General features: G+C 71.5%; 23 protein-coding genes. 9 read left to right on the top strand and 14 right to left on the bottom strand.

What is annotated here, in order from left to right:
• Positions 1-74 precede the first annotated feature (74 nt).
• The gene (locus ACZ32T_RS05010; protein WP_467263398.1) at positions 75-746 is read left to right on the top strand and encodes a HEAT repeat domain-containing protein; all 672 of its coding nucleotides are present in this window, start codon (positions 75-77) and stop codon (positions 744-746) included.
• Between the two features lie 3 nt (positions 747-749).
• Positions 750-1,754 carry a MerR family transcriptional regulator gene (locus ACZ32T_RS05005; RefSeq protein ID WP_467365396.1) on the top strand — a complete coding sequence of 335 codons (1,005 nt, stop codon included), beginning with the start codon at positions 750-752 and terminating at the stop codon, positions 1,752-1,754.
• Between the two features lie 27 nt (positions 1,755-1,781).
• Here ACZ32T_RS05005 and ACZ32T_RS05000 read toward each other — a convergent pair whose 3' ends face one another.
• Entirely contained in the window at positions 1,782-2,516 is a 735-nt protein-coding gene (locus ACZ32T_RS05000) for an SDR family oxidoreductase (RefSeq protein ID WP_467365394.1), read from the bottom strand.
• Positions 2,517-2,639: 123 nt separating this feature from the next.
• On the opposite strand from ACZ32T_RS05000, the gene ACZ32T_RS04995 reads away from it, so the two are divergent.
• Positions 2,640-3,212 (top strand): TetR/AcrR family transcriptional regulator, encoded by a 573-nt coding sequence (locus tag ACZ32T_RS04995; RefSeq protein WP_467262871.1) that lies wholly within the window; start codon positions 2,640-2,642, stop codon positions 3,210-3,212.
• Here ACZ32T_RS04995 and ACZ32T_RS04990 read toward each other — a convergent pair.
• The 6 genes from ACZ32T_RS04990 to ACZ32T_RS04965 are packed head-to-tail and all read right to left on the bottom strand — an operon-like array spanning position 3,169 to position 11,679.
• The gene (locus ACZ32T_RS04990) at positions 3,169-5,499 is read right to left on the bottom strand and encodes a glycoside hydrolase family 3 N-terminal domain-containing protein (protein ID WP_467262870.1); all 2,331 of its coding nucleotides are present in this window, start codon (positions 5,497-5,499) and stop codon (positions 3,169-3,171) included. The two genes, ACZ32T_RS04995 and ACZ32T_RS04990, sit on opposite strands and share 44 nt — an antisense overlap.
• A 34-nt stretch (positions 5,500-5,533) precedes the next feature.
• The gene (locus ACZ32T_RS04985; protein ID WP_467365392.1) at positions 5,534-7,468 is read right to left on the bottom strand and encodes a glycoside hydrolase 5 family protein; all 1,935 of its coding nucleotides are present in this window, start codon (positions 7,466-7,468) and stop codon (positions 5,534-5,536) included.
• Between the two features lie 54 nt (positions 7,469-7,522).
• Complete coding sequence (locus ACZ32T_RS04980; RefSeq protein ID WP_467365390.1) at positions 7,523-8,575, bottom strand: LacI family DNA-binding transcriptional regulator; 1,053 nt, start codon at positions 8,573-8,575, stop codon at positions 7,523-7,525.
• A complete protein-coding gene (locus ACZ32T_RS04975; protein WP_467365388.1) occupies positions 8,572-9,399 on the bottom strand; it encodes a carbohydrate ABC transporter permease in 828 nt (275 codons plus the stop codon). Before ACZ32T_RS04975 ends, ACZ32T_RS04980 begins: the two co-directional genes overlap by 4 nt.
• Before the next feature lie 14 nt (positions 9,400-9,413).
• Entirely contained in the window at positions 9,414-10,355 is a 942-nt protein-coding gene (locus tag ACZ32T_RS04970) for a carbohydrate ABC transporter permease (RefSeq protein WP_467365386.1), read from the bottom strand.
• A gap of 31 nt (positions 10,356-10,386) precedes the next feature.
• Positions 10,387-11,679 carry an ABC transporter substrate-binding protein gene (locus ACZ32T_RS04965; RefSeq protein ID WP_467365384.1) on the bottom strand — a complete coding sequence of 431 codons (1,293 nt, stop codon included), beginning with the start codon at positions 11,677-11,679 and terminating at the stop codon, positions 10,387-10,389.
• A 198-nt stretch (positions 11,680-11,877) separates the two neighbouring features.
• On the opposite strand from ACZ32T_RS04965, the gene ACZ32T_RS04960 reads away from it, so the two are divergent.
• Positions 11,878-12,732, top strand: a complete 855-nt coding sequence (locus ACZ32T_RS04960) for an alpha/beta fold hydrolase (protein ID WP_467262854.1) — start codon at positions 11,878-11,880, stop codon at positions 12,730-12,732.
• Between the two features lie 65 nt (positions 12,733-12,797).
• Here ACZ32T_RS04960 and ACZ32T_RS04955 read toward each other — a convergent pair whose 3' ends face one another.
• Positions 12,798-13,391, bottom strand: coding sequence for a TetR/AcrR family transcriptional regulator (locus ACZ32T_RS04955; protein ID WP_467365382.1), 594 nt, complete (start codon positions 13,389-13,391; stop codon positions 12,798-12,800).
• Between the two features lie 151 nt (positions 13,392-13,542).
• Between ACZ32T_RS04955 and ACZ32T_RS04950 the strand changes: the two genes are divergently transcribed.
• Positions 13,543-14,103, top strand: coding sequence for a hypothetical protein (locus ACZ32T_RS04950; protein WP_467365380.1), 561 nt, complete (start codon positions 13,543-13,545; stop codon positions 14,101-14,103).
• Between the two features lie 65 nt (positions 14,104-14,168).
• On the opposite strand, the gene ACZ32T_RS04945 is transcribed toward ACZ32T_RS04950, so the two are convergent.
• The 3 genes from ACZ32T_RS04945 to ACZ32T_RS04935 form a co-directional block, all read right to left on the bottom strand.
• On the bottom strand, positions 14,169-15,257 hold the full coding sequence (locus ACZ32T_RS04945; RefSeq protein WP_467365378.1) for a CU044_5270 family protein: 1,089 nt from the start codon (positions 15,255-15,257) through the stop codon (positions 14,169-14,171).
• The gene (locus tag ACZ32T_RS04940) at positions 15,254-15,922 is read right to left on the bottom strand and encodes an RNA polymerase sigma factor (RefSeq protein WP_467365376.1); all 669 of its coding nucleotides are present in this window, start codon (positions 15,920-15,922) and stop codon (positions 15,254-15,256) included. Before ACZ32T_RS04940 ends, ACZ32T_RS04945 begins: the two co-directional genes overlap by 4 nt.
• Positions 15,923-16,081: 159 nt before the next feature.
• Entirely contained in the window at positions 16,082-17,023 is a 942-nt protein-coding gene (locus tag ACZ32T_RS04935; RefSeq protein WP_467365374.1) for an SDR family oxidoreductase, read from the bottom strand.
• 250 nt (positions 17,024-17,273) lie between these two features.
• Between ACZ32T_RS04935 and ACZ32T_RS04930 the strand changes: the two genes are divergently transcribed.
• On the top strand, positions 17,274-18,122 hold the full coding sequence (locus tag ACZ32T_RS04930; protein ID WP_467365372.1) for a helix-turn-helix transcriptional regulator: 849 nt from the start codon (positions 17,274-17,276) through the stop codon (positions 18,120-18,122).
• Positions 18,123-18,217: 95 nt separating this feature from the next.
• Here the strand turns inward: ACZ32T_RS04930 and ACZ32T_RS04925 are convergent, their stop codons facing one another.
• On the bottom strand, positions 18,218-18,628 hold the full coding sequence (locus ACZ32T_RS04925) for a RidA family protein (protein WP_467262839.1): 411 nt from the start codon (positions 18,626-18,628) through the stop codon (positions 18,218-18,220).
• A 150-nt stretch (positions 18,629-18,778) separates the two neighbouring features.
• Between ACZ32T_RS04925 and ACZ32T_RS04920 the strand changes: the two genes are divergently transcribed.
• Positions 18,779-19,399, top strand: a complete 621-nt coding sequence (locus tag ACZ32T_RS04920) for a DUF7691 family protein (protein ID WP_467365369.1) — start codon at positions 18,779-18,781, stop codon at positions 19,397-19,399.
• A gap of 235 nt (positions 19,400-19,634) precedes the next feature.
• Positions 19,635-20,291, top strand: coding sequence for an RDD family protein (locus tag ACZ32T_RS04915; protein WP_467262836.1), 657 nt, complete (start codon positions 19,635-19,637; stop codon positions 20,289-20,291).
• Positions 20,292-20,393: 102 nt separating this feature from the next.
• Here ACZ32T_RS04915 and ACZ32T_RS04910 read toward each other — a convergent pair whose 3' ends face one another.
• The gene (locus ACZ32T_RS04910) at positions 20,394-21,317 is read right to left on the bottom strand and encodes an aminoglycoside phosphotransferase family protein (protein ID WP_467365367.1); all 924 of its coding nucleotides are present in this window, start codon (positions 21,315-21,317) and stop codon (positions 20,394-20,396) included.
• A 238-nt stretch (positions 21,318-21,555) separates the two neighbouring features.
• Here ACZ32T_RS04910 and ACZ32T_RS04905 point away from each other — a divergent pair, with 238 nt between their 5' ends.
• Positions 21,556-22,167 (top strand): hypothetical protein, encoded by a 612-nt coding sequence (locus ACZ32T_RS04905; RefSeq protein ID WP_467365365.1) that lies wholly within the window; start codon positions 21,556-21,558, stop codon positions 22,165-22,167.
• 35 nt (positions 22,168-22,202) lie between these two features.
• On the opposite strand, the gene ACZ32T_RS04900 is transcribed toward ACZ32T_RS04905, so the two are convergent.
• The gene (locus ACZ32T_RS04900) at positions 22,203-23,624 is read right to left on the bottom strand and encodes a hypothetical protein (RefSeq protein ID WP_467365363.1); all 1,422 of its coding nucleotides are present in this window, start codon (positions 23,622-23,624) and stop codon (positions 22,203-22,205) included.
• Positions 23,625-23,678 lie beyond the last annotated feature (54 nt).

Genomic DNA, 23,678 nt, shown 5'->3' with positions numbered 1-23,678 from the left:
ATCCCTCCGGCGACCAAGGGCTTGACCTTGACACGGTGACAACGGCTTCACTGCTGTCGGAGGAGGTGGTCGCGATGACGGTCACAGGACAGGACGCGGATGTGGAACGGGCACTCCAGGGGCTGGACGACGGCCGTTCGTCCGTGCGGCTGCGGGCGGCTCTGGCGGTCGGCACGGCTCCTGACCCGCGCTTCGTCGGCAAGCTGGTCGAACGATGCGCGATCGAGCCCGATTTCTTCGTCCGCGACATGCTGACCTGGGCGCTCACCCGCCACCCGGTGTCCATGACGCTCCCCTGTGTGATCCGTGAGGTCCGCTCGAAGCGCTCGCAGGCGCGGAGCCAGGCCCTGCACACGCTGTCCAAGATCGGGGACAGGCAGGCGTGGCCGGTGATCACGCGGGCGCTGTTGTCCGACCCCGACGACGAAGTGGCGCGGAGCGCCTGGCGGGCCGCGGTCGTGCTGGTGCCGGAAGGTGAGGAGCCTGCCCTGGCCTCGGCGCTGGCCACGCAGCTCGGGCGCGGTGGGCGGGAGACACAGCTGAGCCTCAGCCGGGCACTGGTCGCGCTGGGCGAGGTGATCCGGCCGGCTGTGCTCTCGGCGGGGACGGCCGCCGACCCGGGTGTGCGCGCGCACGCGCTCGCCACGGAACGGCTGCTGAGCGACCCGGACGCCGGATTCGAGTTTGCGATCGAGGAGGCGAAGCGCGTCGTGGCCCTCGGCGGGCCCGGCCAGGAGGGACGATAGGGCGTGCTGATCGGTGAGGTGGCGCGACGGTCCGGGGTCAGTGCCCGCATGCTCCGGCATTACGAGTCGCTCGGCCTGGTCCGGCCCGCCGGCCGTACGGGCTCCGGTTACCGGGAGTACTCGGGGGAGGACATCCGGCGGATCTTCCAGATCGAGAGCCTGCGGTCGCTGGGCCTCTCGCTCCGTGAGATCGGGCGCGCGCTCGACGATCCGGGCTTCACGCCCGCGGCGCTCGTCGACGACCTCGTCGGCAGGACACGCGAACGCATCGCGGCCGAGACCGAGCTGCTCACCCGGCTGTGCCGGATCGATGCCGCGGATCCCGTGGTGTGGGAGGACGTCCTCCAGGTCATCGCGCTTCTTCAGGCGCTGGGCTCGAAGAGCGCCGGCGTGCGCCAGAGCGCGGCCCTCTCCTCGGGTGACGAAGCCCCGGCGCCGGTGGAGGCACTGGCCGAGGCGGCGCTGAGCGAGACCGACCCGAACGTCGCGGGAGCCCTCCGGTGGGCCCTGGCACGATCGGGCGACGGTGCCCCGGCGCTGCTGGCGGAGGGCCTCGGCTCACGGGTGGCGGCGGTGCGCGAACGCGCCGTCCGGTCCCTTGCGGAGATGCCCGGCGCCGAGGCCACGGAGTGGCTGCGCCAGGCCCTCGCCGACCCTGACGCCGTCGTCCGCGGGTACGCGGCACTGGCGCTCGGGGCGCGGGGAGTGACCGACGCGGTCCCGACGCTCGTCGACATGATCGTGGAGGGGAGGAACGACATCGACGCGGCCGACGCGCTGAGCGCACTGGCGGGCGACACCGCCACGGTCGACCGGATCGCGACCATGCTCGTCGACCGCCTCGCCGACGAGGCCACCGAAGCGCCCGGACGCGGACGGCTGACCCAGGCGCTCGCCGCCGTCCCCGGGGCGAAGGCGTCGGACGCCCTCGTAGCGCTCTCGCACGACGAGGACCGTCCCGTCGCGCTGACCGCGACGTACCTCCTCCGGCTGCGCGACGTGCGGTGAGGTGCCGTGCAGGGCTGAGCGGTCGGCTCAGGCCTGGGCGGTCGGGCGGACCACGATCTCGTTGACGTCGACGTCGTCGGGCTGCTCGATCGCGAACCGGATGGCCCGCGCGACCGCCGCCGGCGGGATGGCCTCCTCCTTCGACTCGTTCAGCCGCGCCCGCAGATCCGCGTCCGGCACGGAGTCGATGAAGTCGGTGGCCACGAACCCCGGCGAGACCATGGAGACCCGGATCGACGGGCCCGCCTCCTGTCGCAGACCTTCGGTGAGGGTGCGCGCCGCCACCTTGGACGCCGAGTAGACGGCCATGGCGGGGACCGTTCTGTACGCGGCGGTCGACACGGTGTGCACGAACTGGCCGCGCCCCTGACCCCGGAAGACGGGGAGGGCCGCCGCGATGCCGTACAGCAGGCCCTTGACGTTCACGTCGATCATCGCGTCCCAGTCGTCCACCCGCAGGTCGTCGAGCGGTGAGATCGGGCCGGTCCCCGCGTTGCCGACGAGGACGTCCAGCCGGCCGAAGCGTTCACGGGCCAGCCCCACCAGGCGTGCCGGGTCCTCGCGGCGGGTGACGTCGACCGCGGTGTACGCCACCTCGCACCCCTTGTCCCGCAGCTCGTCGGCCAGGGCCGCGAGCCGTTCCTCCCGGCGGGCGCCGAGTACGAGCTTCGCCCCGCCCTCCGCCAGCAGGCGTGCGGTGGCGGCGCCGATGCCGCTGCTCGCTCCTGTGATCGCTACGACCTTGCCTTCGGTTCCGGACATGCCGAATCTCCGTTCCAGACACTCTAGACTGTTAAGCGGACACGTGTCCTGTACGTGTTCCACGGTAGCGGACATGTGTCCGGATAAACAGTCGGTGCCGTCGGCCCGGAACGGAGAGAGTGGATGACGCAGCCACGCCGCGCCCCGCGGTCGGACGCGCAGGACAACCGCGCGCGCATCATCGAGACGGCGCGCACCATGTTCACCGAAGCCCCTGACGCGACGCTCCAGTCGATCGCGAAAGCGGTCGGTATCGGCCAGGGCACCATGTACCGGCACTTCCCCAACCGCGAGGCTCTGCTCGTCGCCGTCTACCGGGAGGACGTCGAGGCCCTCGTCGACGCGGCCCCCGCCCTGCTCGCGGAGCACGAGCCGCTGGACGCGCTCCGCCTCTGGTTCGACCGGCTCGCCGCGTACGGCCGGATCAAGCACGGCGCGTCCCTGGCGGTCGAGGCCGCCACCCGGGCCGACCTGGGCAACGAGTACTACGCGCCGGTCATCGCGGCACTGGGCCGGCTGCTGTCCGCCTGCAAGGAGACGGGAGAGGTGCGCCCCGACGCCGAGGCCGAGGAGGTCCTGCTGCTCGTGGCGTTCCTGTGGAAGGCGGACGGGCCCGACTGGCGGGAGCGCGGCGAACGCATGCTCGCCATCGTCATCGACGGTCTGCGCGCCGGGCGGGAGCAGGCGTCACCGTGAGCGGGGCCGAGCGGGTGTGCTGCGAGGACGGCCCCGTCTCGATCGCGAACTCACCGGGTTCGACGGCCCATTCCCCCTCGTACGTGAACGAGGCCAGGGCCGCCGCGTCCACCGGGAAGGCGACCTCGGCGCTCTCGCCCGGCGCCAGCTCCACCCGGACGAAGCCCCGCAGTTCGCGTACCCGTGGCCACGACGACCCGCCGAGCACCCGGCGTACGTAGAGCTGGACGGTCTCCCGCACCGCCCGTGCGCCCGTGTTGGCGACGCGGACCGTGCAGATCGGCCGTGCCGGCCCGTCGAACCGGTCAGCCGCCAGGGACGGTACGGAGAGCCGGGGCGTGCCGTACTCGACCGTCGTGTAGGACAGGCCGTGGCCGAACACATGACGAGCGGTGGCCGGCTGGTCGACGTAACCCCGGTAGCCGTGGTCCTTCACGTTGTAGAACACGGGCAGTTGGGCCGCCGAGCGGGGCACCGAGACCGGCAGCCTCCCCTGGGGTTCCGACCGGCCGAACAGCACGTCCGCGACCGCCCTCCCGCCCCAGGGGCCCGGATACCAGGCGCTCAGCACCGCGGCCGCCCTGCCGGTGAGGTCGGGCAGGGCGTGCGGCCGGCCCTGGACCAGCACCACGACCACCGGGGTGCCCGTCGCGGCGACAGCTTCCAGAAGCGCAGACTGCCCTTCGGGCAGGCCAAGTTCGGCCAGGTCGACGCCCTCTCCGCAGGTCATCTCCACCGGATTCCCGCCGGTGACGACAGCGGCGCCGTTGGCATCGAAGCGGGTGCTGGACTCCCGCGCGCTCGACCCCCCGAGGACCAGCACCGCCACATCGGCGGCGGAGGCCAGCGCCACCGCCTCCGGCAGTTCCGACCGGTCGCCGCCGACGAGTCCGCAGCCCCGGGCGTACGCGACGTCCGTGCCGGCGGGCGCCGCGGCCCGGAGGCCGGCGAGCACGCTGCTGCCCGTGCCGGGCCGTTGCGGCGCGGTGTAGTCGCCGATCTGCCGCGGCACGGAATCGGCGTTCGGCCCCAACACCGCGACGGTCCCGATGCGGCGTCCGGCCAGCGGCAGCGTCACCCCGTCATGTCCGAGGAGGGTCACGGACTCGCGTGCGACGCGCTCACTGAGCTCCTCCGCACGCGAGGGGTCCGTCACCCGCGCGCCGGTGTACGGATCCTCGAAGAGGCCGAGGCGGAACTTGAGCGTCAGCACGCGCCCCACCGCCGTGTCGAGCGTGGCCTCGTCGACCAGCCCGCGCCGGACCGCCTCCGCCAGCCGCGGGTAGCAGTCGTCCCACAGGCTCAGGTCGGTCCCGGCCCGCAGCGCCATAGCCCCCGCCGCCGCCGGATCACCCGCCATCCGCACCAGCCGGTCGATCGCCAGCCCGTCGGCCATCACCAGGCCGCCGAAGCCCCACCGCTCCCGGAGGATCCCCGTCAGCAGGTGACGGCTCGCCGCGCACGGGACGCCGTCGAACTCGTTGTACGCGGCCATCAGGCCCGCCGCCCCGGCCCGTACGCCCGCCAGCGCCGCCACGAGGTGGATCTCGTGCAGCTCCCGCGCGCCCAGCTCCGTGGCCGCGCTGTTGCGGCCGCCGACCGTGGCCCCCTGCCCGGCGAAGTGCTTGAGCACGACGGCCGCCCGGTCCCGGCCGATGCGGTCCCCGGCCGGCCCCTGCACCCCGCGCACCAGCGCCTCGGTGAACCGGGCCGCCAGATACGGGTCCTCCCCGAAGCACTCCTCGGCGCGGCCCCAGCGCGGATCCCGCACCAGGTCGAGCGCGGACACCAGCGCCACATGGCCGCCACGGGCCCGGAGCTGCCCGGCGGCGAGGGCCGCCGCCTCCTCGTACAGCTCCGGATTCCAGGTGGCGCCGACCGCCAGGTTCACCGGCAGCACCGTCCCGTCCAGCGCCTGGACGCCGTGCGGCATCTCCTCGACCAGCAGTACCGGTATGCCGAGCCTGGTGTTCTCGACGACGTGCCGCTGCACGGCGTCCGAGACCCGGGCCCCGTCAGCGGCGCCGATCCCCGTCTCCGCCGTCACTCCGGACCAGGGGTCGGCGCGCTGGAGTCCGTACAGCGCGCCCATCCCGTCGAAGGCCGCCACCTCCGCGCGGAACGCGTCGGTGAGCCGGTGGCCGGACGGGGTGCGCTCGTACGCGTGCCAGCCGTACATCCGCTGGTTGACCTGGCCCACCTTCTCGGTGAGCGTCATCCGCGACAGCAGATCGCGCACCCGGTCGGCGACGGGCGCCCCGGGGTCTCGGAACAGGGGATCGGACATGGGGTGGCTCACCTCGGACGTCGGAAAGGGCGGGTCAGCGCAGTTCGAGCACGCGCACGCCGTACGGGGCCAGGAGCACGTCCCGCACCGGGTCCCCGCCGGCCAGCTCGCGCAGCTCCCCGTCCGCCGAGGGGCGTACGGTCAACTCCTGGCCCGACTGGCTCACCAGCCACACGAAGCGCGCGCCGTCCTCGCGGACCAGCGTGTCGGCGCTGACGTACGGGGTGTCCACCGTCACCGGGCGCCCCGCCCCCGCCAGCTCGGCGAGCGCCGCGTACAGCCGGTGGGTCTGCTCGGGGTTGGCGCGGGCCGTGCGCGCGGCCATGTGCTCCAGCGGATACGTGGCCAGGACGGTACGGCCCGCGCCCGTCTCGTGGCGCAGGAGCGCCGGGCGGCCGTGCGCGTCGGTGGCGACGACCCGTGCGCCGTCCGGGACGACCGGCAGATAGGCGCGGCTGTCCTCGTTGCCCGCGACCGGGAAGGTCAGCACCTCACCTGCCGCGATCGAGCCGAAGTCCTCGGTGAACGTCATCTCCAGGACGTCGTCCTCGATCGGCTCGGCGACACCGTAGGACAGCTGGAGCTCCACGCCGAACAGCCCGTCGAGGTCGTGGAACCACGGGCCGCGTGTCGTCGGGTACTCGCCCGAGCAGAACGACAGGTAGACCGTGGCCCCCTCCCTCGCCCGGCGCTCCAGCGCGCGGCGGGTGCGGGTGGTCAGCTGGCGGGTCGACGGCAGCAGATACAGCGAGGCGTCGTCCGGCAGCCCGTCCGCCTCCCGCGCGAACGCCACCGGCAGGTCCGCGCCGCGCGCCGCCACGTAACCCTGGTGCAGCGAGGTGAAGATCAGCGGGCGGTCGGCGGGCCGGCTGTAGGGGTAGCCGCGCTCCAGGAAGGCCGGCACGACCAGAGCCGCGTCCGCGTCGGTGCGACGGCAGCGCGGGAAGTCCACCTGCTCCAGGACCCTCGCGAAAGCGGCCAGTTCGCGCAGCGGCTCCTTCGGACGCCCGGCACCGTCGGTGATCCCGAAGTGCATCTCGAAGGGGTGGTGGTCGTACGGCGACTGCTCCCACAGGCCGTCGTAGTCCGTGTTGTTCCATGCCATCCAGCCGGTGGCCCCGCCGAGCAGCGAGTTGTGCAGCGTCTGCCGGTAGAAGACGCCGGCGTTCGCGGCCGAGACAGTGTCCGTGGAGAGCCCGAACTCCTCCAGGACGACGGGCTGACCGGTGACGGCGGCGAGCTCGCACTCGAACGCGGCCCGGTAGTGCTGGCGCGCCCGGTCCGTGTCGGAGCGGTAGACGTGCGGGCCGACGAAGTCGACGTACTCGGCGGTCTCCCGCAGCGAGAAGCCGTTGTCGCGGCCCGTCACCTCGATGCCCCAGGCGCCGTCGCCGAGCGACACCGGCTGGGTGCCGCCGGCCGCGCGCACCGCGTCGCACATGAACTGCGCCCAGGCGGTGACGACGTCGCTCGACGGCGGGTCGACCTGGTAGATCCGGCCGTAGCCCGGCATCTCGTTGGTGATCAGCCAGCCGGTCACCGCCGGATGGTCCTTGAAGCGGCGGGTCATCTGCGAGACGAACCACGCCTGCCGGCCGACGAGCCACACGTCCTCGTAGAGATCCCGGTCACCACGCCACGCCGGGTCCCAGTTCTCGCCCGACATGTGGCCGACGATGAACGTGGGGACCGTGCCCATGCCCAGCTCGTGGTGGGCGTCCAGGAAGTCCCGGAAACGGTCGCAGAGTTCCTCGTCGATCCGTCCGGGCTCCGGGTGGAAGTCGGGCCAGTAGAAGAACGACCGGGTCATGTTCAGGCCGTGCTCCGCGAGCACGGCCAGCTCCTCGCGGACCGTCTTCGGCTCGTAGTTCCGCCACATCAGCGGCCCGCCGGTGCGGGACCAGAAGTTGGCGCCGAGCCACGGGAGGACGGCGGGGTCGTGGGTGAGCTGGGCGCTGTGGCGTCGCATGGTGTTCCGGGTCCTCTTCGATGTGCGGGCGGTGCGGTGGTGGTGCGCGGTGGGTCAGGTGGGGGAGGACAGAGGGACCGTCGATTCCCGTACGACGAGACGCGGCCGGCCGTCGAGCACCGGCGGGGGCACCTCCTCCCCGCAGCCGGCCAGCAGGGTGAGCGCTGCGGCCGCACCGACGCGCTGGACCTGCTGGTCGACGGTGGTGAGCCGGGGGTGGACCCAGCGGCCGAGCGAGAGGTTGTCGTAACCGATCACCGACAGGTCGCCCGGCACCCGGAGCCCGGCGCGCTGCGCCGTGCCGATGCCGCAGACGGCCATGGAGTCGTTCGGGAACACCAGGGCCGTCGGCCGCTCGGGCAGGGCGAGCAGTTCCTCGGTGACGTCGACGGCGGCCCGCTCGGTGAAGTCGCTGTGCCGCACGGCGACGGGGCGCAGCCCCGCATCGGACAGGGCCTCCTCGAACGCGTGCAACCGCAGCCGGGTGTGCAACAGCTCGGCCGGGCCGGCGACATAGGCGACGCGGCGGTGGCCGAGCTCCAGCAGATGGGCCACGGCCTCCTTCACGCCCGCGCCCTGCTGCCCGAGCCCCACCCGGGGCACGGGCGATCCGACGTCGGGAGCGCCCAGCAGGACGGCGGGCAGCCCGAGGCCCCGCAGCAGGCCGGGCCGGGGGTCGTCGGCGCGGGCGTCGGTCAGCACGGCGCCGTCTATGCGGCCCTCCGCGACGAGCCGTTCGTACAGCGCGTTCTCCTGGTCCATGCCCGCCACCAGGTGGAGCAGCAGACCGTAACCGCGCGGCGCGAGTTCGCCCTCCAGACCGGTGATCAGTTCACTGAAGTGCGGGTCGGAGCCCAGCACATCGGTGGGCCGCCGGACGACGAGCGCGATCGTACGGGTACGCGCCCGGCGCAGCGCCGTCGCGGAGGCACTGGGGGACCAGCCCAGTTCGGTGGCCGCGTCCAGGACCCGGCGGCGGGTGGCCTCCGAGATCCGGCCGGTGCCGTTGACGGCCTGGGAGACCGCGGCGGTGGAGACCCCCGCCGCGGCGGCCACGGCCTTGATCGTGGGCCGTACGGTCGTGCGGCCTTCCAGAGGCTTGTTCACATCTTCACCGCTCCGCTGACGAGGGCCTGCTGCATCCGCTTCTGGAGCACGGTGTAGACCACCCAGACCGGGACCAGGGTCAGCACCGTGCCCGCCGTAAGAATGCCGTAGTCCGTACCCGTCAGGGATTTGAGCGTCGGCAGGGCGACCTGCACGGTCCGCAGGTCCGGGTCGGGGCCGATGATGACGAGCGAGTAGAGGTACTCGTTCCAGAACGTCAGGAAGTTCAGCAGCAGGATCGTCGCGATGCCCGGCATGCACATCGGCGTGTAGACGTGCCGCAGGACGGCGAAGGTGGACGCGCCGTCCATGCGCGCCGCCTCCTCCATCTCACGCGGGATGGTCCGCATGAACTGCACCAGGATGACGACCGAGAGCGGCATCGCCGTGGCCGGCAGGAACAGCACCATGAACGCGCGGGTGTGGAACAGCCCGGTCGCGGCGGCCAGCAGGAACGTCGGGAAGAGCGCGGCGAACGTGGGGATCAGGAAGCCCAGCGAGAACACCCGCTCGACCAGGGCACCGAGCCGTCCCTCGGCACGGGCGATGGCGAAGGCCGCCGGTATCGCGAGCGCCAGGGTGAGCACGAGCGCCAGCACGGTCACGAGCATCGAGTTGAGGATCGCCGGCCCGAGGTGGGCCGAGGTGAACGACTCGGTGAAGTTCGTGGCGGAGAGGGAGGTGGGGAGGGAGAACGGGCTCCCGAAGATCTGGTCGTTCGTCTTGAACGCCGAGACCAGCAGGTAGTAGAGGGGTACGACCAGCAGCACCATGTACAGCCAGGCGAAGATGTGCGCCGGCAGCCAGGACCTTCCGAACTTCATGGGACCAGCTCCGATCAGTAGTTCTGGCGGAAGACGCGACGGATGGTCAGCAGCCCGGCCAGGCCGACCAGGAAGAGCACCACGCCGACGGTCTGGCTGTAGCCGAGGTCGGCCGCGATGAACGCCTTCTGGTAGACGAGGAAGGACAGCGTCGTCGACGAGCTGCCCGGCCCGCCCTGGGTCAGCAGCAGCACGTTCTGTGCGGAGCCGAAGAGCGTCCAGAGGAACTGGAGCATCGTCACGACGCCCACGAAGTCGCGGATGACGGGGAAGTGGATGCGCCACATGGCCCGCCAGTGCCCGGCGCCGTCGAGCTGCGCGGCCTCGCCGATCTCGTCCGGGACGCTGCCGAGCCGGGCCGCGAACAGCACGGCGGTGAACCCGATGCCGCTCCACACGTCGAGGAGGATGAGCGAGCCGAGCGCGGTGGACGGCGAGGCGAGCCAGGCATCGGTCAGCGAGCCGAGACCGGCCTTGTCCAGGGCGCCGTTGAGCAGGCCGTCCGGGGAGAGGACCGCGTAGAACACCATCGCCTTGGCGGGGGTGGAGATCAGCCCGGGGATGAAGAGCAGATAGCGCAGGACGCGGTGGCCCGGCGGTTTCTGGGCGACGTAGTAACCGAGCATGTACGCGCCGACGATCATCAGGGGCACGGCCACGGCGAGCTGTACGGCGGTGTTCTTCACCGCGTCCCAGAAGACCGGGTCGTCGAGGACCGCGCTGATGTTGCCGGTGCCCGCGAAGGAGACCGGCTGGAGCATGCCGGGCCAGTGCAGGGCGGCGATCACGAAGATGGCGACCAGCGGGCCGACCATGAAGACGAGGTACCAGACCAGCGCGGGCACGGCGAGGATGACCCCGCCCTGCGTACGGCGCTTCGTGGTGGGGGCGGACGGCGGGGGAGTGACCGGTCCGCGGACCGAGGCGCCGCCCGGGGCGGACGAGAGCATCGTCATGGGAGGACTCGCAAAGGCTCGGGCGCGCGGATCAGGCCGTGCGGTAGGCGGATTCCAGGGCGGAGCGCACGGAGGCCGCGCTCGTCCCCCGGGTGAAGGCGGTGCTGGTCGCGGTGATCAGCGGCTGGGTGGCGGTCGGAGGGACGTACAGGTCGGGCAGGAGCACCTGGCCGACCCGGTCGCCGAGCTGCTGGGCCTCGGCGACCAGCGGGAAGTCCTTGCTGACCGTGTCGGTCACGAGCGCCATGTCCCGGCCGCTCTCGGTGATGAACCGCGACACCACGTCGGGGCGGTACATGAAGCGCAGGAACTTCTCGACGGAGGACAGCTTCCTGACCCCGTTGGGGCTGATCCAGAAACCGATGAGGGTGTACGAGCGCAGGATGGTCGGCTTCTCGTGGGCGGCACCCGGTGCGAGTGGCCAGCCGCCGATCTCGGTGTGCCCGGCCGCCTTCGCGGGGACCTTCGCCAGTGCGGAGGACATCGCGGACTGCACGGCCGCCGCCTCCGTGTTGTACTGCGTGGTCATCGTGTCGGAGGTCAGCCCCTGCGCCTTGTCGGCGAAGACACCGGCGTCCCGCAGGGTCACGAAGTAGTCGATGCCCGCGCGGGCTCCCCGGCTGCCGCTGAAGTCGCCGGTCGTGTAGACCTGCCTGGCCTCCTCGGGGGTGAGGAAGGTCTGGATGATCTGGGCGAGCAGCTTCTGCCCCGTCCAGTCGTTGCCGCCGACGGTGACGGGGGCGATGCCCTTGGCGCGCAACTTCCGCGCGGCGCCGATGAGCTGGTCGCCGGTGGTGGGGACGGAGCCGACGCCTGCCCGGTCGAGCAGGTGGGTGTTGAAGGCGACGGGCCAGTTGGTGGCGAAGTACGGGAAGGCGCGGAGTCTGCCCTGCCCGTCGGTCCACTCCGTCAGGGCGGCGGGCAGGACGCGGTCGCGCAGCCCCCAGTCGTCGAGGTAGCCCTTGACGTCGACGGTGGCACCGACGTCGGTCCAGGCCAGCGTCTTGTCGTACAGGTTGACCATGACCACGTCCGGCTCCTTACGGGCCAGCCGCGAGGTCTCGTAGACCTGGGGGAGGTCGTCGCCGTTGACGAGGTTCTTGACCCGGATGCCCGGGTTCTCCTTCTCGAAGGCCTTGACGACGGCGGTGTACGTGGCGGAGCCCGGCGCGGTGGTCCCGAGCTGGGTATGGACGAGTAGGGAGCCGGGGTCGGAATCGGCCGAGGCGAGCGTGGAGCAGCCGGACATTGCGGGCAGCGCGGCAGCGGCGGTGAGGCCGGAACCAGCGGCAAGGAAACCGCGCCGACTCAGGGGTGAGCGCACAGCGGGATGTCTCCAACCAGGACGTTGACCAGGGTGGTTAATCGATGTACCAGCGGGTTGCGAGAAACTTAGGGGCGTGTGGCGGAACGGTCAACCCCCGGTTGCACATGGTGGAGAGACCGGCATTTCGGGCGGGTGGTCCGGAGGTGATGTCGGTTCGGGTATTGCTCCGAAGATCGCTCTGTTGGAGGCTGAGGCATGCAGAATCTGCCGACCTTCGTCCTCGTCCACGGTGCCTTCGCGAATTCGTTCTCTTTCGCACCCCTGCAAGCCGAACTCGCCCTGCTGGGCCACCGCTCGGTCGCGGTCGACCTCCCCGGGCACGGGTTCGAGGCGACCTTCCCCTCGGCCTACCAAGCCCCTCAGGAGCTGGACGCCCTCTCCGTGGAACCGGGGGGCATCAAGGGGGTCACGCTCGCGGACAACGTCGCCCGCGTGATCGAAACCCTCGAACGGGCCAAACGGAACGGCCCCACCGTCCTCGTCGCCCACAGCAGGGGCGGCATCACCATCACCGCCGTCGCCAACGCCCGGCCCGAGCTGGTCGACCGCATCGTCTACGTCTCGGCCTGGTGCCCCGTCAATCTGGACGTGGCCGACTACTACGCCCAGCCGGAGATGGCGGACGTCGACCCGGGGGCCTTGGCTGCCGCGCTCGTCGGGAACCCGGCCGAACTGGGCCTGCTGCGGGTCAACTTCCGCACCGCCGACCCGGTGGCGCTCGCCGCGTTCAGGCAGGCGTTCGCCGCCGATCTCACCGATGACGAGTTCCGGACCTTCCTGAACACCTTCCAGCCCGACGAGAACCTCGACGCCGGCACGTCCGCCGACCGGGCCCAGGCCGCGACCTGGGGCCGGATTCCCAGGACCTATGTGCGGCTGGCCGCCGATGCCAGCGTTCCGCCCGCCGTGCAGGACCGCATGATCCGAGAAGCCGACGCGCTCACACCGGACAATCCCTTCGACGTCCGGACACTCGAGGGGAGCCACCTGCGCTGGCTCGTCCACCCGAAGCCCGCCGCCGAGCTGCTGGCGGGCCTGGCGGCGCACTGACATCCGCAGAGGGGCTTACCGGGGCGGGGCGCGCCGGTAAGTGCCCGGCCTCGACGGGGCGTCGCTCAGTTCTCGGCGGCGGCGCGGGAGCTCAGGATTCCCTCGACGCCGTGCAGGAAGGTTTCGGAGATCAGTTCCGGGTCGAAGAGGCAGCCGGCTGCCATGGCGCCGTCCCGGAGCATGACGAGATGCCGGGCCGCCGGCTCGGCGGGGGCGTCGCCGGTCTGCGCCAGCAGGTCGGTGACGGTGTTCAGGAACCATTCCCGGTGGGCCAGGACGGCCTGGTGGACCGGGTGTGCGGGATCGGGGTATTCGGCTACCGCGTTGAGGAAGGCGCAGCCGCGGAAACCGGGGGACGTGATGCCCTGCGTGATGCACCTGGCCACGGCCCGGACGTTGTCGGCGGCTGACCGGCCGTCCGTCCGCGCGGCGGCGATCTGCGCCCGGATCCCCTGGTCGGCTTGGCTCAGATACGCGAGGACGAGGTCTTCCTTGCCCGCGAAGTGCCGGTACAGCGTGGCGCGGGTGACCTTCGCCTCCGCGGTGATCCGGTCGATGCCGACGGAGTGGATCCCCTCCGCGTAGAAGATCCTGATCGCTGTGCTGAGCAGCCGCGCCCGCGCCTCGGACGTGCTGCCGCCTTCTGGGCTCCGGCTCATGCGGCCAGGCTATCAAATCCCTGAGGGAGAACGTTCGGTCTTGACAGGCCCGGGGCGGGGGTCTCCAATGTGATGAGACCGAACGTTCTCCCTCATGCGGTGGACGGCTCGACTGTCGTGCATCCCTGCGCCGTCATCGAAAGGCACTCCCGTGGACACCCTCGTCAGCACCGCGCCCCCCGGCGTTCCCGCGACCTTGCGAAAGCTGTACTTCATGCGCTTCGCGTTCGCCGCGGTCTGGGCCGGCCTCCTGTTCGCCACCGCCGACACCCTGGGGCCGCTCGGTGTGGCGCTCCTGCTGGTCTACCCCCTGTTCGACGTGGCGGCCGCGATCGTCGACGTGCGGTCCGCCAGGGCGAACGGCGGTACGGCGCCGGCGCTCCACGTGAACATCGCGATCAGCTCGCTGGCCGTCATCGGCCTTGCGGTCGCCGTCACGTCCGGCATCCCGGACGTCCTGCGGATCTGGGGAGCCTGGGCCGTCGCCTCCGGGCTCGTCCAACTCGTCGCGGGAGCCCTTCGCCGGGCAATGGGCGGTCAGTGGCCGATGATCATCAGTGGCGCCGTCTCCGTACTCGCCGGCACCTCGTTCATCACCCAGGCCGGCAGCGACGACCCCACGCTCATGAACCTCGCGGGCTACGCCTTCCTCGGAGGCGTGTTCTTCCTCGTCTCGGCACTCCGGCTGAAGCCCACCCGCAACCGGGCGTGACCGGAGGCCGGGGGGACCGCCGGTGCCGGGGCGCGTGGTCACGCCCCGGCTGCTCCCACGGCGGATCAGGTCGTCGACGGCTTCCCGGCCGACGGCCTCTCGCGGAGGGCGTCGACGACCCCTCGCTCCAGGACCGCCGACTTGCTGAGCAGGGTGCCCTTCTCGCCCATGGAGGTGTCCCTGATGAGGGAGGTCCGTTGGCCCAGGTACTCCAGGGTGGTCGAGTCGAAGATCCAGGCGGTGCGCCACCCGGCACGGGTGTCGTCGCGGGCCACGCCGATCCCGTGCCGGCCGGCCGCGTCCACGGCGTCGGGGTCCACGGTCACGCCGGGGATCTTCGCCGCCGCCTTGTAGAGGGCGGCCGCGGTCTTAGGCGGCATCACCGTCTCCTGGAGCAGCTCACCCATGATGTCGAAGGTGTCCTGCGCCTGGTTCCGGTCCTCGGCCGGGGTGTCGCGCGAGTCCTGGTCCCGGGTGATTTCGGTGGTGAGCCGCCGGAGCAGGACGTCGGGTTCGGTGGGCAGCGAGGCCAGCCACGTGTAGGTCGGCCGGTTGAGGCCCGCCGGGTAGCCGACGGGGGTTTCGCCGTCCGGCACTCCGACGATGATCGGGATGTACGAGCCCTCCTCGTGGATCAGGCCGACATCGATCACCGGTCCCGCCTTCTGCGCCATCCAGACCTCACGCTCGTGGGGCTTGCCCAGCTTCGCCGGCTCACCGAACTCACCCTCGTTGCCGGCCTGCAGTGTCTTGACGTACACGAACTGGTCGCCCGTGACCGTCTGTTCGCTGCTCTTCCCGGCGACCGACGCGATCCGGTCGAGCAGTACGGCCGCGCCGCCCTGGGTCGGTGCGTGGGAGCCGGTGCCCGCTGCGGACGGTGACGGAGCGCTGTCCTGGCCGGACACTGCCAGCGTGGTCAGCAGCACCCCGCCCAGGGCGAGTCCGGCGGCGGGCAGCAGGACGGCGGGGCGCAGGAGGCGGGGGCGGGGACGAGCGGGGGCGCGGTCGCCGTCCTGGTCGATCAGACGCATCAGGGTGTCCTTGTGGTGGAGATGACGGCCCGGGGGCAGGTCCCGTTCGGCCGGGGCCGGCAACAGCCGGTCCAGTTCCTCGCGTTCGGCCCGCTCGGGGCCGGAGGTACGGTCGTTCATCGGGCTTCCTCCTGGATGGGCAGGGCCACGAACGAGGCCCTGCTCCCTACCTCTCCGCGGCCGGGGCGGGGTTCCCGGCCGGATCGGACCGCTTCCGCTGACCACGCCTCCCGCGCGGACCCGTCGGGCGCCCGGCCGAGCTCCTCGTCGGTGAGCCGGCGCAGCCGGGCACGGGCGCGGGACAGCCGCGAGCGCACGGTGCCCACCGGGATACCGAGGGCCTCGGCGGCCTCGGCGTAGTCCAGTCCGGACCAGACGCAGAGGACCAGCACCTCGCGTTCCTGGCGGCGGAGCCCGCCCAGTGCCTGCCGCACCGCGGCGAGCCGCCGCCCGTCGTCGACACGCCCTGCCGTGGCCTCCGCGATGTCCGCCACCGGTTCCGGGGCGGGGCGGCGGGCCAGGAAGGCCAGCCGCCTGCCGATGCCCCGGTTGGCGTTGCGCGCCTTGTTCGTGGCGATCCCCAGCAGCCACGGCCGCAGCGAGTCGCCCTCCGGTTCGACGGCGTCACGGGTGCGCCAGGCCGTCAGGAAGGTCTCGGACAGCACCTCCTCGGCCGTCGACCAGTCGCCTGTCAGCCGGTAGGCGTGGTTGTAGACCGCCCGCGCGTACTCCTCGTAGAGCGCGGCGAACGCCTCGCGGTCGCCCGCCCTGATCCGTGCACGCATGCGCTCCCGATCTCCGTCTTCGTCACACCTCACACCACCTACCTCTCCGGCCGGACCGATGAGTTCCGGTGACCCGCGCCACACGGCGGGTCCGGGCGGCGCGTGAGCCCCAGCCGGCCGGCGGCGGTGAGGCGGCTCCGAGACGGCCCTGAGCCGGCTCTACCCCCAGGAGCGAACGCCCGTGAGTTCGTCGGAGATCTGCCAGACGCGCCGCGCGTCCTCGCCGCCGCGCAGGCGGCTGTACAGCTTCTGCTCCGCCGGACCGCCACCCATGTGCCCGGTCCCGTCCGGCCCGTAGAACCCGCCGCCCACGGCCTCGGGTGACGTGGCGGCGTAGAGAGCGGGCAACTGCGCCGTGCGCACCGTTCCGACCACGAGGCCGCGGGCGGACAGGGCGCGGATCAGGCGCACGCCCAGCGTGTCCTTGGCGCGCCCGACCTCGGGGCGGGCGGCGAGCAGGTTCGTCGGCGCGACTCCCGGGTGGGAGAGGTTGCTCGTGATGCCCCAGCCTTCTGCCCTGCTGCGCCGGTCGAGTTCGAGGCCGAAGAGGCCGAAGGCGATCTTCGACTGGCTGTAGGCGCGCATGCCGTTGTACGAACGCTCCCAGTTCAGGTCGTCCCAGTGGATGGCGTTGCGGTTCGCGGCGACGCTGACCTGCGATGTCACGCGGGCCCGGCCGGCCCGCAGCAAGGGCAGCAGGTGGTTGACCAGCACGAAGTGGCCCAGATGGTTGGTGCCGAACTGCAGCTCGAAACCGTCGGCCGTCGTCTGGCGGTCGGGCGGGGTCATGACGCCGGCGTTGTTGACGAGTAGGTGGATGGGGCGGCCCTCGTCCAGCAGAGTCCTGCCGAGCTCCGCGACAGAGGCGAGCGAGGAGAGGTCGAGGGCGCGCAGCGACACGTTCGCGCCGGGGGCCTGCTCGCGGATCCTGGCGGCTGCTCCTTCGCCCTTGCGCGGATTACGCACCGGCATGACGACCTCCGCGCCGGCGGCGGCCAGGCGCGTGGCGATGCCGAGCCCGATCCCGTCACTCGCCCCGGTGACGACAGCGCGCTGTCCGGTCAGGTCGGGAACGGTGATGTCGATGTCCTGTCGCGACATGAGTGCACTCCCTGAAGATCCCGTAGACGTCGTTGCCCCCACCGTGACCCCGACGACCGGACCTATCCAGGGACTCCCGATCCACTGATACGCCCCGCCGGCGCGGCCCAGGCTACGGCTGACCTGCACGGACAGCGCCGGGACACGCCTGTCGCCCGCCCGGCACCGCTGCCGCAGAGGGGGATCGGCGATCAGTGGATAAGCACGGGTGCGCGCGCTACAAAGGATCCGTACGGGAGGGAGAGAACGCATGGAGATCGACCGGGCCGGGCTCGCGGCGTTCCTGCGCCACCGCCGGGAGCTGCTGCAACCCGAGGACGTCGGCCTGCCGCGCGGACGGCGGCGCCGGACCGGCGGGCTGCGCCGCGAAGAGGTCGCCGAGCTCTGCCACATGTCGACCGACTACTACGCCCGGCTGGAGCGCGGGCGCGGTCCCCAGCCCTCCGAGACGATGATCGCCTCGATCGCGCAGGGGCTCCACCTCTCCCTCGACGAGCGGGACCACCTGTTCCGGCTCGCCGGTCAGGCCCCGCCCGTCCGGGGCACCGGCACCGTGAGCGAGCACATCAGCCCCGGCCTGCTGCGCATCCTCGACCGGCTGGACGACACGCCCGCGGAGGTCGTCACCGAGCTCGGGGAGACGCTGCGGCAGACCCCGCTCGGCAGAGCCCTCACCGGCGACACGACCCGCTACACCGGGCCCGCGCGCAGCATCGGCTACCGCTGGTTCACCGACCCGGCCGCCCGCGACCTCTACGCGCCGGCGGACCACGCCTTCCTCTCCCGGCTGTTCGCCTCCGGCCTGCGTGAGGGGGCCGCTCTGCGGGGCCCCGACTCCCGGGCCACCCACTACGCCGAGCTGCTCCTCGCCCGGAGCGACGAATTCCGCGGCTTGTGGGACACACACGAGGTCGGCGTCCGGCCCCATCACGTCAAGCGCTTCATCCACCCGGAGGTGGGCGCCCTGGAACTGAACTGCCAGAGCCTCCTCGACCCGGACCAGTCACACCGCCTGCTCGTCTACACCGCGGTCCCGGGCAGCGAGAGCCACGACAAACTGCGCCTCCTCGCGGTCATAGGCACACAGGCGCTGCGCTGACGCGCCGTGACTCCGGCCGGTGGGCAGTCACGGACGTGCATCACGGCCATGGAGGACCACTTTCCGTCCGTGGTCTCCCGACGAGCCCTCCGGGGTCAGGAGTCGAGCACGGCGGCTACGCCTTCGATCTCCACGAGCTGGTCGGCGTATCCGAGAACGGTGACGCCGAGCAGCGTGCTCGGGACGTCGTGGTCACCGAACGTGCTCCGGACCACTTCCCAGGCGGTCACCAGGTCCTCCTGCCGCGTGGAGGCCACCAGTACGCGGGTACTGATGACGTCCTCCAGGCCGGCCCCCGCCGCCGCGAGCGCGGTCTTCATGTTCTCGAGGGCCTTCGCCGCCTGGCCGGCGTAGTCGCCTACGGCGGCCGTGGACCCGTCCTCGTTCAGCGGGCACGCCCCGGCGAGGAAGACCAGCCGTGCGTCGGCGGGTGCGGTGGCGGCGTAGGCGTACTCGGCCACGTCGGAGAGGGCGGCGGAACGGATGAGTGTGACGGCGCGGGGCATGGCGTCCAAATTCTGGCGGCTGACGGGGAATTCGTATTCCTAGCAGACCGTCCGCGGGGCTGCCTCCCATTTTCCCGCCCACCGCGCACGCACAGGCTGCCGGGTCGGTGCGTTCGCAGGGGTGTCCGAGGCATCGATTAGCTTCGTCCCATGAGTTCTTCCCTGAGCGTCTACCTGCTCGACGTGGCCGCTACGCATGCCCTGATCGGCTCCCGCGATGACCAGTTGCTGAAGGTGATACGCGATGACTTCGGGGATGACCTGGTCCGTGATGACGACTACCACAGCTACGAAATCGAGAGGGGCGCGCCCACGGCGGACGAGGCACTGCGCGCGGTCGTCCACGGCGGCCCCTTCAGCGACGACCGGAACCACGCCTTCCAGTACGGCTACGCCTACCAGCGGCTGTGCTCGCTCACCGGCGCGTTCCTGCCCAACGACTGCTTCACACCGCACAGGGGCGGTTGGCTGTCCGTCGTCGATGAGGGCTTGGCGGCTCTGGGCGTCACCGCCGTGTCCGTGGACGCGTTCAGCCACGGTGCTCCGCCCGCTCCCGTGCCCTACGCCCACACGCCAGGTTGCGGGGAGTGGACACCTGGCGACATCGCCCGGGCGCTCCAGCAGTTCGAGGCCACCAAGCGCGCGGCCGACGAGGCGGGCCAGGCCCCGCCCCTGGAGCCCGAAGTCGTGGAGGCCGTCATGCAGTGCCTCGACTGGATGCGGCGTGCACAAGCGCGCCCAGGCTACGGCGTCGTCGGCTTCCGCTCCTGAAGCCGACGACGGCCGGGTGGCCGCCCTCGGTGAGCAGTCGGGCGCCTGAGACCCCGCCCGCTGCTCCGCCCCAGTGCCCGGCTGGACGGATCGCGGCCGGATTAGACAAGCAGACTGTCCTACGAACACGATGACCGCGCACAATCGCGGCTGTACGGGGGGCAACTGCGCGTGGCGTGAAAAAGCCCTCCGCCCATGTCGCTCCGTCCCCACCTCGGAACTGGAGAGCTTCGCCATGAGCTTCGGCGATCCCAACAACCCGTACAGCCAGCAGCCGCCGCAAGGCCGGCCCGGCTACCCGCAGCAGCCGCAGCAGGGCGTGCCCCCTCAGCCCGGTTACCCGCAGCAGGGCGCGCCTCCTCAGTACGGCTATCCGCAGCAGCCGCCGCAGGGCGTGCCTCCTCAGTACGGCTATCCGCAGCAGCCGTACGGGGCGTACCCGCCGCCCGGCATGCCGGGGGCGGGGCTGCCGCCGCTGGCCCACTGGGGGCAGCGCGTCGGCGGGTACCTGCTGGACGTGCTGATCATCGCCGGCCCGATGTACGCGCTCGGCTTCGTCGACCTCGCGGGCAGCGATGACCCGGCGACTGCCGAGCCGGGAGTCTTCTTCGCGATCGGCGTGGTCTACACCCTGTGCATGGCCTTCTTCCAGCTCTACCTGGAGGGCAAGACCGGTCAGACGACCGGCAAGAAGGTCCTCGGCATCAGCCTGCACCGGGAAGTTGACGGCAGGCCGCTGGGTTTCGGCATGGCGTTCGTCCGTAAGCTCGCGCATTTCCTGGACAGCGTCGCCTGCTACCTCGGCTGGCTGTGGCCGCTGTGGGACGAGAAGAACCAGACCTTCGCCGACAAGGTGTGCAAGACCGTCGTCATCAAGGTCAACAAGGGCTGAGCCGCGCGGCCGGCCCGTCGGAGTGTGTGGCCGGGGTGGCCGTCTCGTCGTGGAGGTTGCCGGAAGCGGGCTTGCTGCCACCGGCGCGCCGTTGGCCGGTGGTCACCGCTCGAGCAGCGAGTCCGCGATCGTGACGGAGGACGGAGCGAGGCGGGTCTCGCCGTCGTCGATGTCCCAGAGGGAGTTCTGCAGCAGCCGTCCCAGGGTCCACCCGGTCGCGCGTGCGCGGTCCAGGCCGAGCACGTCGGTGAGCAGGTCGAAGCGGCGTCGCACGATGCGCAGAGGCTCGCCCTTGACGACGACGTCGTCCCATCTGCTGTTGAGGGCGGGCCACAGGTCGAATCCCGGGTCGCCGACGAGCGGCTCGGGATCGATGGCGACCCACGGCTCACGCTGTGCGGCGAGAACGTTGTCGTAGTGCAGATCCCAGTGCAGCATCCGGTCCCCGGGCTCACCGGCCAGTTCGGCCACCGCCGACGCCCAGCCCCGCAGGATTCGACGCTCGTCCCGGTCGGACAGATTCGTGGTCGCCCGGGGGACCTGCTCCAGCATCTTCGAGGCGATGTCGCCGAGACCGCGCAGTCCCTGCGGCCCGGGGAGTGCGACCAGCCGCGCGTGAAGCTCGGCGAGGATGCTCATCGCCACGTCGTCATCGTCGATCGAGGCCAACGTGCGAGCGCCGTCAAGGCGCTCCAGGAGCATGCTGCTGCTCACCGGGTCGTGATCGAGCAGCCGCACCATCCCCTGGCCGTCCCAGGTACGCAGGCCGATCAGCGCGGCAGCGGTCTCCTGCCGGGGCATCTGGAGTCTGAGGACCGCGGGCGTGCCGTCGGGACGCAATACCGGCAGTACCAGCGAGGTTTCTCCGGCCCTCGTGATGCCGTCCCGTTCCAGGTCCCAGCGTTCCAGCATGTTCGCCGCGAGGGTCCGTAGTCCGGCGATCCAGGCCTTCCCCTCCTCACCGAAGCCCGTGGCGTACGACCTAGCCAGGTGATGCGGGATCTCGTCTGCTTTCAGGGTGCGCACATCGAGCCTCCGGCACAGGGAATCGAGTTCGCGCCGCAATGTACCGAAGGCCGACGGACGCGTCCCGTCCCAGGCGGTCTGGTCCAGGCCTCAGGGCGCCCTGCCGGCAGGGAGGGCAGCCTTCACCGATGAGTGCAGATGCCACTGGGGTCTGGTGTGTGGAGCTGTCACCGGCGGCTGAGATGATCGGACTGGCCGGCGTGAGCGCGCTGGTGTCGCGACTCCGGGGTGGCTTCGAATGGACACGTGGCGGGAGCTTTCGGCGCTGGTGGAGGAGCGGCTGGAGGCGGTGTCGTCCAGCGAGCGCGGTGTGTTCGCCGCCGGTGTCGCGGAACGCCTGATGAGTTGGCACGAGGCATTGCCGGAGGACGAGCAGGCACCGTTCACCGTGAGCCTGCGGCCCCTGCTGGATTCCGTATGGGAGGGCGTCCTCGGCGATTCGACGGCCTTCCCGGCAGTCAAGCGCGGTATCGGCGAGTACCTGCTCGGCGAGTACTGCCACAACGACGGCCAGGACGGGCCGGATGACGCGGACGAGTCGGCTGCAGCGGCGGCGTTGTATGCCGCACACGCCTACCTGTTCGGTTGCCAGGAATTCGCCGTCCGGGCCGGCAACCGGGCGGTCGAGGCGATCGACCAGCACCTCGAGTACCTGGCTGAGCAGGAAGAAGGCGAACTCTCCGTCGACCCGGACGAGGCGCTCGTCTGCGAACTGCAGCGGCAACTGCGGGATCTGGACCTCATCGCGCGCTATTCGAAGGAGCTTCGCCACGCCGGCTCGGGGCTGCCCATCGACATGTCCATCCGACTTCGCGTCGAACTGCGCGCCCCTCTGAGCAGCCGGGAGTGACCACCGGGGCAGAACTGCTGAACCGCTGCGCGGTCTCAGCTGTCTACGCCGGCTTCCCACTTCCTTCGGCGCAGTACGTAGTCGCTGAAGAGGTGTCGGCTCCGGTCGAGCAGTTCACCCACCTCCGCGTCGCCGTACGGCCCGTCCGGCGACGGATGCCAGCGCTGCACTGATTGTCCGGCCCAGGTGTGCAGCTTGGTATCCGGGTCATCGAGCAGGCCCACCGCCGCCCGTAGCGCCGCGATGCCGCCGCGCGCGTCGAGCAGCCGGAACGCGCCGACGCGGACGTGTCGCGGCCGTTCGGAGCCGGTGCGCTCCAACAGCGGGCCGACGGGAAGTTCCTCGGCCGAGGGGAGCAGGGCCGTGACGGTCTCGCGGACGACGCCGGCGGCAGGGTCGTCGAGGAGCAGCCACAGTTGCTTCGGGTCCACGCAGTCCAGTGCCCGCAGCCCTGCCACCGCTCGCGCCCGTACCCCGGCCGCCGGGTGCACGAGCAGCGGCCGCAGCAGCCCGGCGTCCGCGCGGTTCCCGCACTCGGCCAGCCCGATGACCGCGCCGGGCGGCAACTCGGGGTCGTCCGGTGCCGTGCACCGTTCCCGGTACCAAGCCGCCGGGTCACCTCCCTGTTGCCGGACGACGTACCGGGCGCATGCACGCACGAGCGCGGAACGGTCGCTGAGATACGGCTCGGCCTGCTTCGACCGCCCCGCCCGTCTCAGCGCGGTGACGCCGGCCGAACGGGTACGCGGGTTGCGTGCGGACAGCAGTGGAGGCAGCACGTCCTCGTAGGTGTCCTCATCCCTCAGAGCCGCGAGCGCCGCTGTGGCGCACAGGTCCTGCACCACGGTGTCCTGGTCCCGGGCGGCAGCACGGGCCAGCGCAGCGGGACGGAGCAGTCGGCCCTCGACGGCCAGCCGGTACGCGAACCGCCGGACGACGCGGTCGGGGTCGGTGAAGAGAGCGGCGAGCTGCCTGTGGGATGCCTGGCGCAGGATCTGGCCGAGCACATCGACGGCGAAGGCGCCTCTGTCGCGGCGGCCGACGCGGAGGATGAGCGGCGCGAGACCGAGGGCGGAGTCCACGTTCAGGGCCTCGCGCAACAGTCGCCGGGCGTGCTCGCGCACCGGGCCGGCCCAATCGGCGCAGCGGATCACGACCAACGGCAGCAGACCGGGGTATCGCACCGACCGACGCACCGCCTCCTGACGGATCCGCCCGTCGCGGTGGCAGAGGGCGAGTGCCAGTCGAGACCCGTCGAGCTGAGTCAAATCGGCGGGCAGTGGGGTGGAGTACTCCCACCCGGGCAGGAACCGCGGGCGGTACCAGGCCACCTCACGCACTCCCGCGTCCAGCGCGAGCCAGTCACCGGGGTCGGCGACATCAAGCGTGCTTCGAAGCGGCGCACCTCCCGCGAGCCGTGTGGCTGCCTCTGCCCCGGCCTGGATGTCCTCGAGCATTCCCGCCCCCCCCCAGCAGTCGTACGAGGTGATCGTAGAAGTCGGAGTTCGCGT

It is taken from the genome of Streptomyces sp. NPDC023573, assembly GCF_055559735.1.
The sequence above is the reverse complement of the archived record's forward strand: the minus strand, read 5'-3'. Positions and strand labels throughout refer to the sequence as shown.

Coding starts and splice junctions, on each gene's coding strand:
- ACZ32T_RS05010 (WP_467263398.1), top strand. CDS start 75: ATGACGGTCACAGGACAGGACGCGGATGTGGAACGGGCACTCCAGGGG.
- ACZ32T_RS05000 (WP_467365394.1), bottom strand. CDS start 2,516: ATGTCCGGAACCGAAGGCAAGGTCGTAGCGATCACAGGAGCGAGCAGC.
- ACZ32T_RS04995 (WP_467262871.1), top strand. CDS start 2,640: ATGACGCAGCCACGCCGCGCCCCGCGGTCGGACGCGCAGGACAACCGC.
- ACZ32T_RS04990 (WP_467262870.1), bottom strand. CDS start 5,499: ATGTCCGATCCCCTGTTCCGAGACCCCGGGGCGCCCGTCGCCGACCGG.
- ACZ32T_RS04985 (WP_467365392.1), bottom strand. CDS start 7,468: ATGCGACGCCACAGCGCCCAGCTCACCCACGACCCCGCCGTCCTCCCG.
- ACZ32T_RS04975 (WP_467365388.1), bottom strand. CDS start 9,399: ATGAAGTTCGGAAGGTCCTGGCTGCCGGCGCACATCTTCGCCTGGCTG.
- ACZ32T_RS04970 (WP_467365386.1), bottom strand. CDS start 10,355: ATGACGATGCTCTCGTCCGCCCCGGGCGGCGCCTCGGTCCGCGGACCG.
- ACZ32T_RS04960 (WP_467262854.1), top strand. CDS start 11,878: ATGCAGAATCTGCCGACCTTCGTCCTCGTCCACGGTGCCTTCGCGAAT.
- ACZ32T_RS04955 (WP_467365382.1), bottom strand. CDS start 13,391: ATGAGCCGGAGCCCAGAAGGCGGCAGCACGTCCGAGGCGCGGGCGCGG.
- ACZ32T_RS04945 (WP_467365378.1), bottom strand. CDS start 15,257: ATGAACGACCGTACCTCCGGCCCCGAGCGGGCCGAACGCGAGGAACTG.
- ACZ32T_RS04940 (WP_467365376.1), bottom strand. CDS start 15,922: ATGCGTGCACGGATCAGGGCGGGCGACCGCGAGGCGTTCGCCGCGCTC.
- ACZ32T_RS04935 (WP_467365374.1), bottom strand. CDS start 17,023: ATGTCGCGACAGGACATCGACATCACCGTTCCCGACCTGACCGGACAG.
- ACZ32T_RS04930 (WP_467365372.1), top strand. CDS start 17,274: ATGGAGATCGACCGGGCCGGGCTCGCGGCGTTCCTGCGCCACCGCCGG.
- ACZ32T_RS04925 (WP_467262839.1), bottom strand. CDS start 18,628: ATGCCCCGCGCCGTCACACTCATCCGTTCCGCCGCCCTCTCCGACGTG.
- ACZ32T_RS04920 (WP_467365369.1), top strand. CDS start 18,779: ATGAGTTCTTCCCTGAGCGTCTACCTGCTCGACGTGGCCGCTACGCAT.
- ACZ32T_RS04915 (WP_467262836.1), top strand. CDS start 19,635: ATGAGCTTCGGCGATCCCAACAACCCGTACAGCCAGCAGCCGCCGCAA.
- ACZ32T_RS04905 (WP_467365365.1), top strand. CDS start 21,556: ATGGACACGTGGCGGGAGCTTTCGGCGCTGGTGGAGGAGCGGCTGGAG.
- ACZ32T_RS04900 (WP_467365363.1), bottom strand. CDS start 23,624: ATGCTCGAGGACATCCAGGCCGGGGCAGAGGCAGCCACACGGCTCGCG.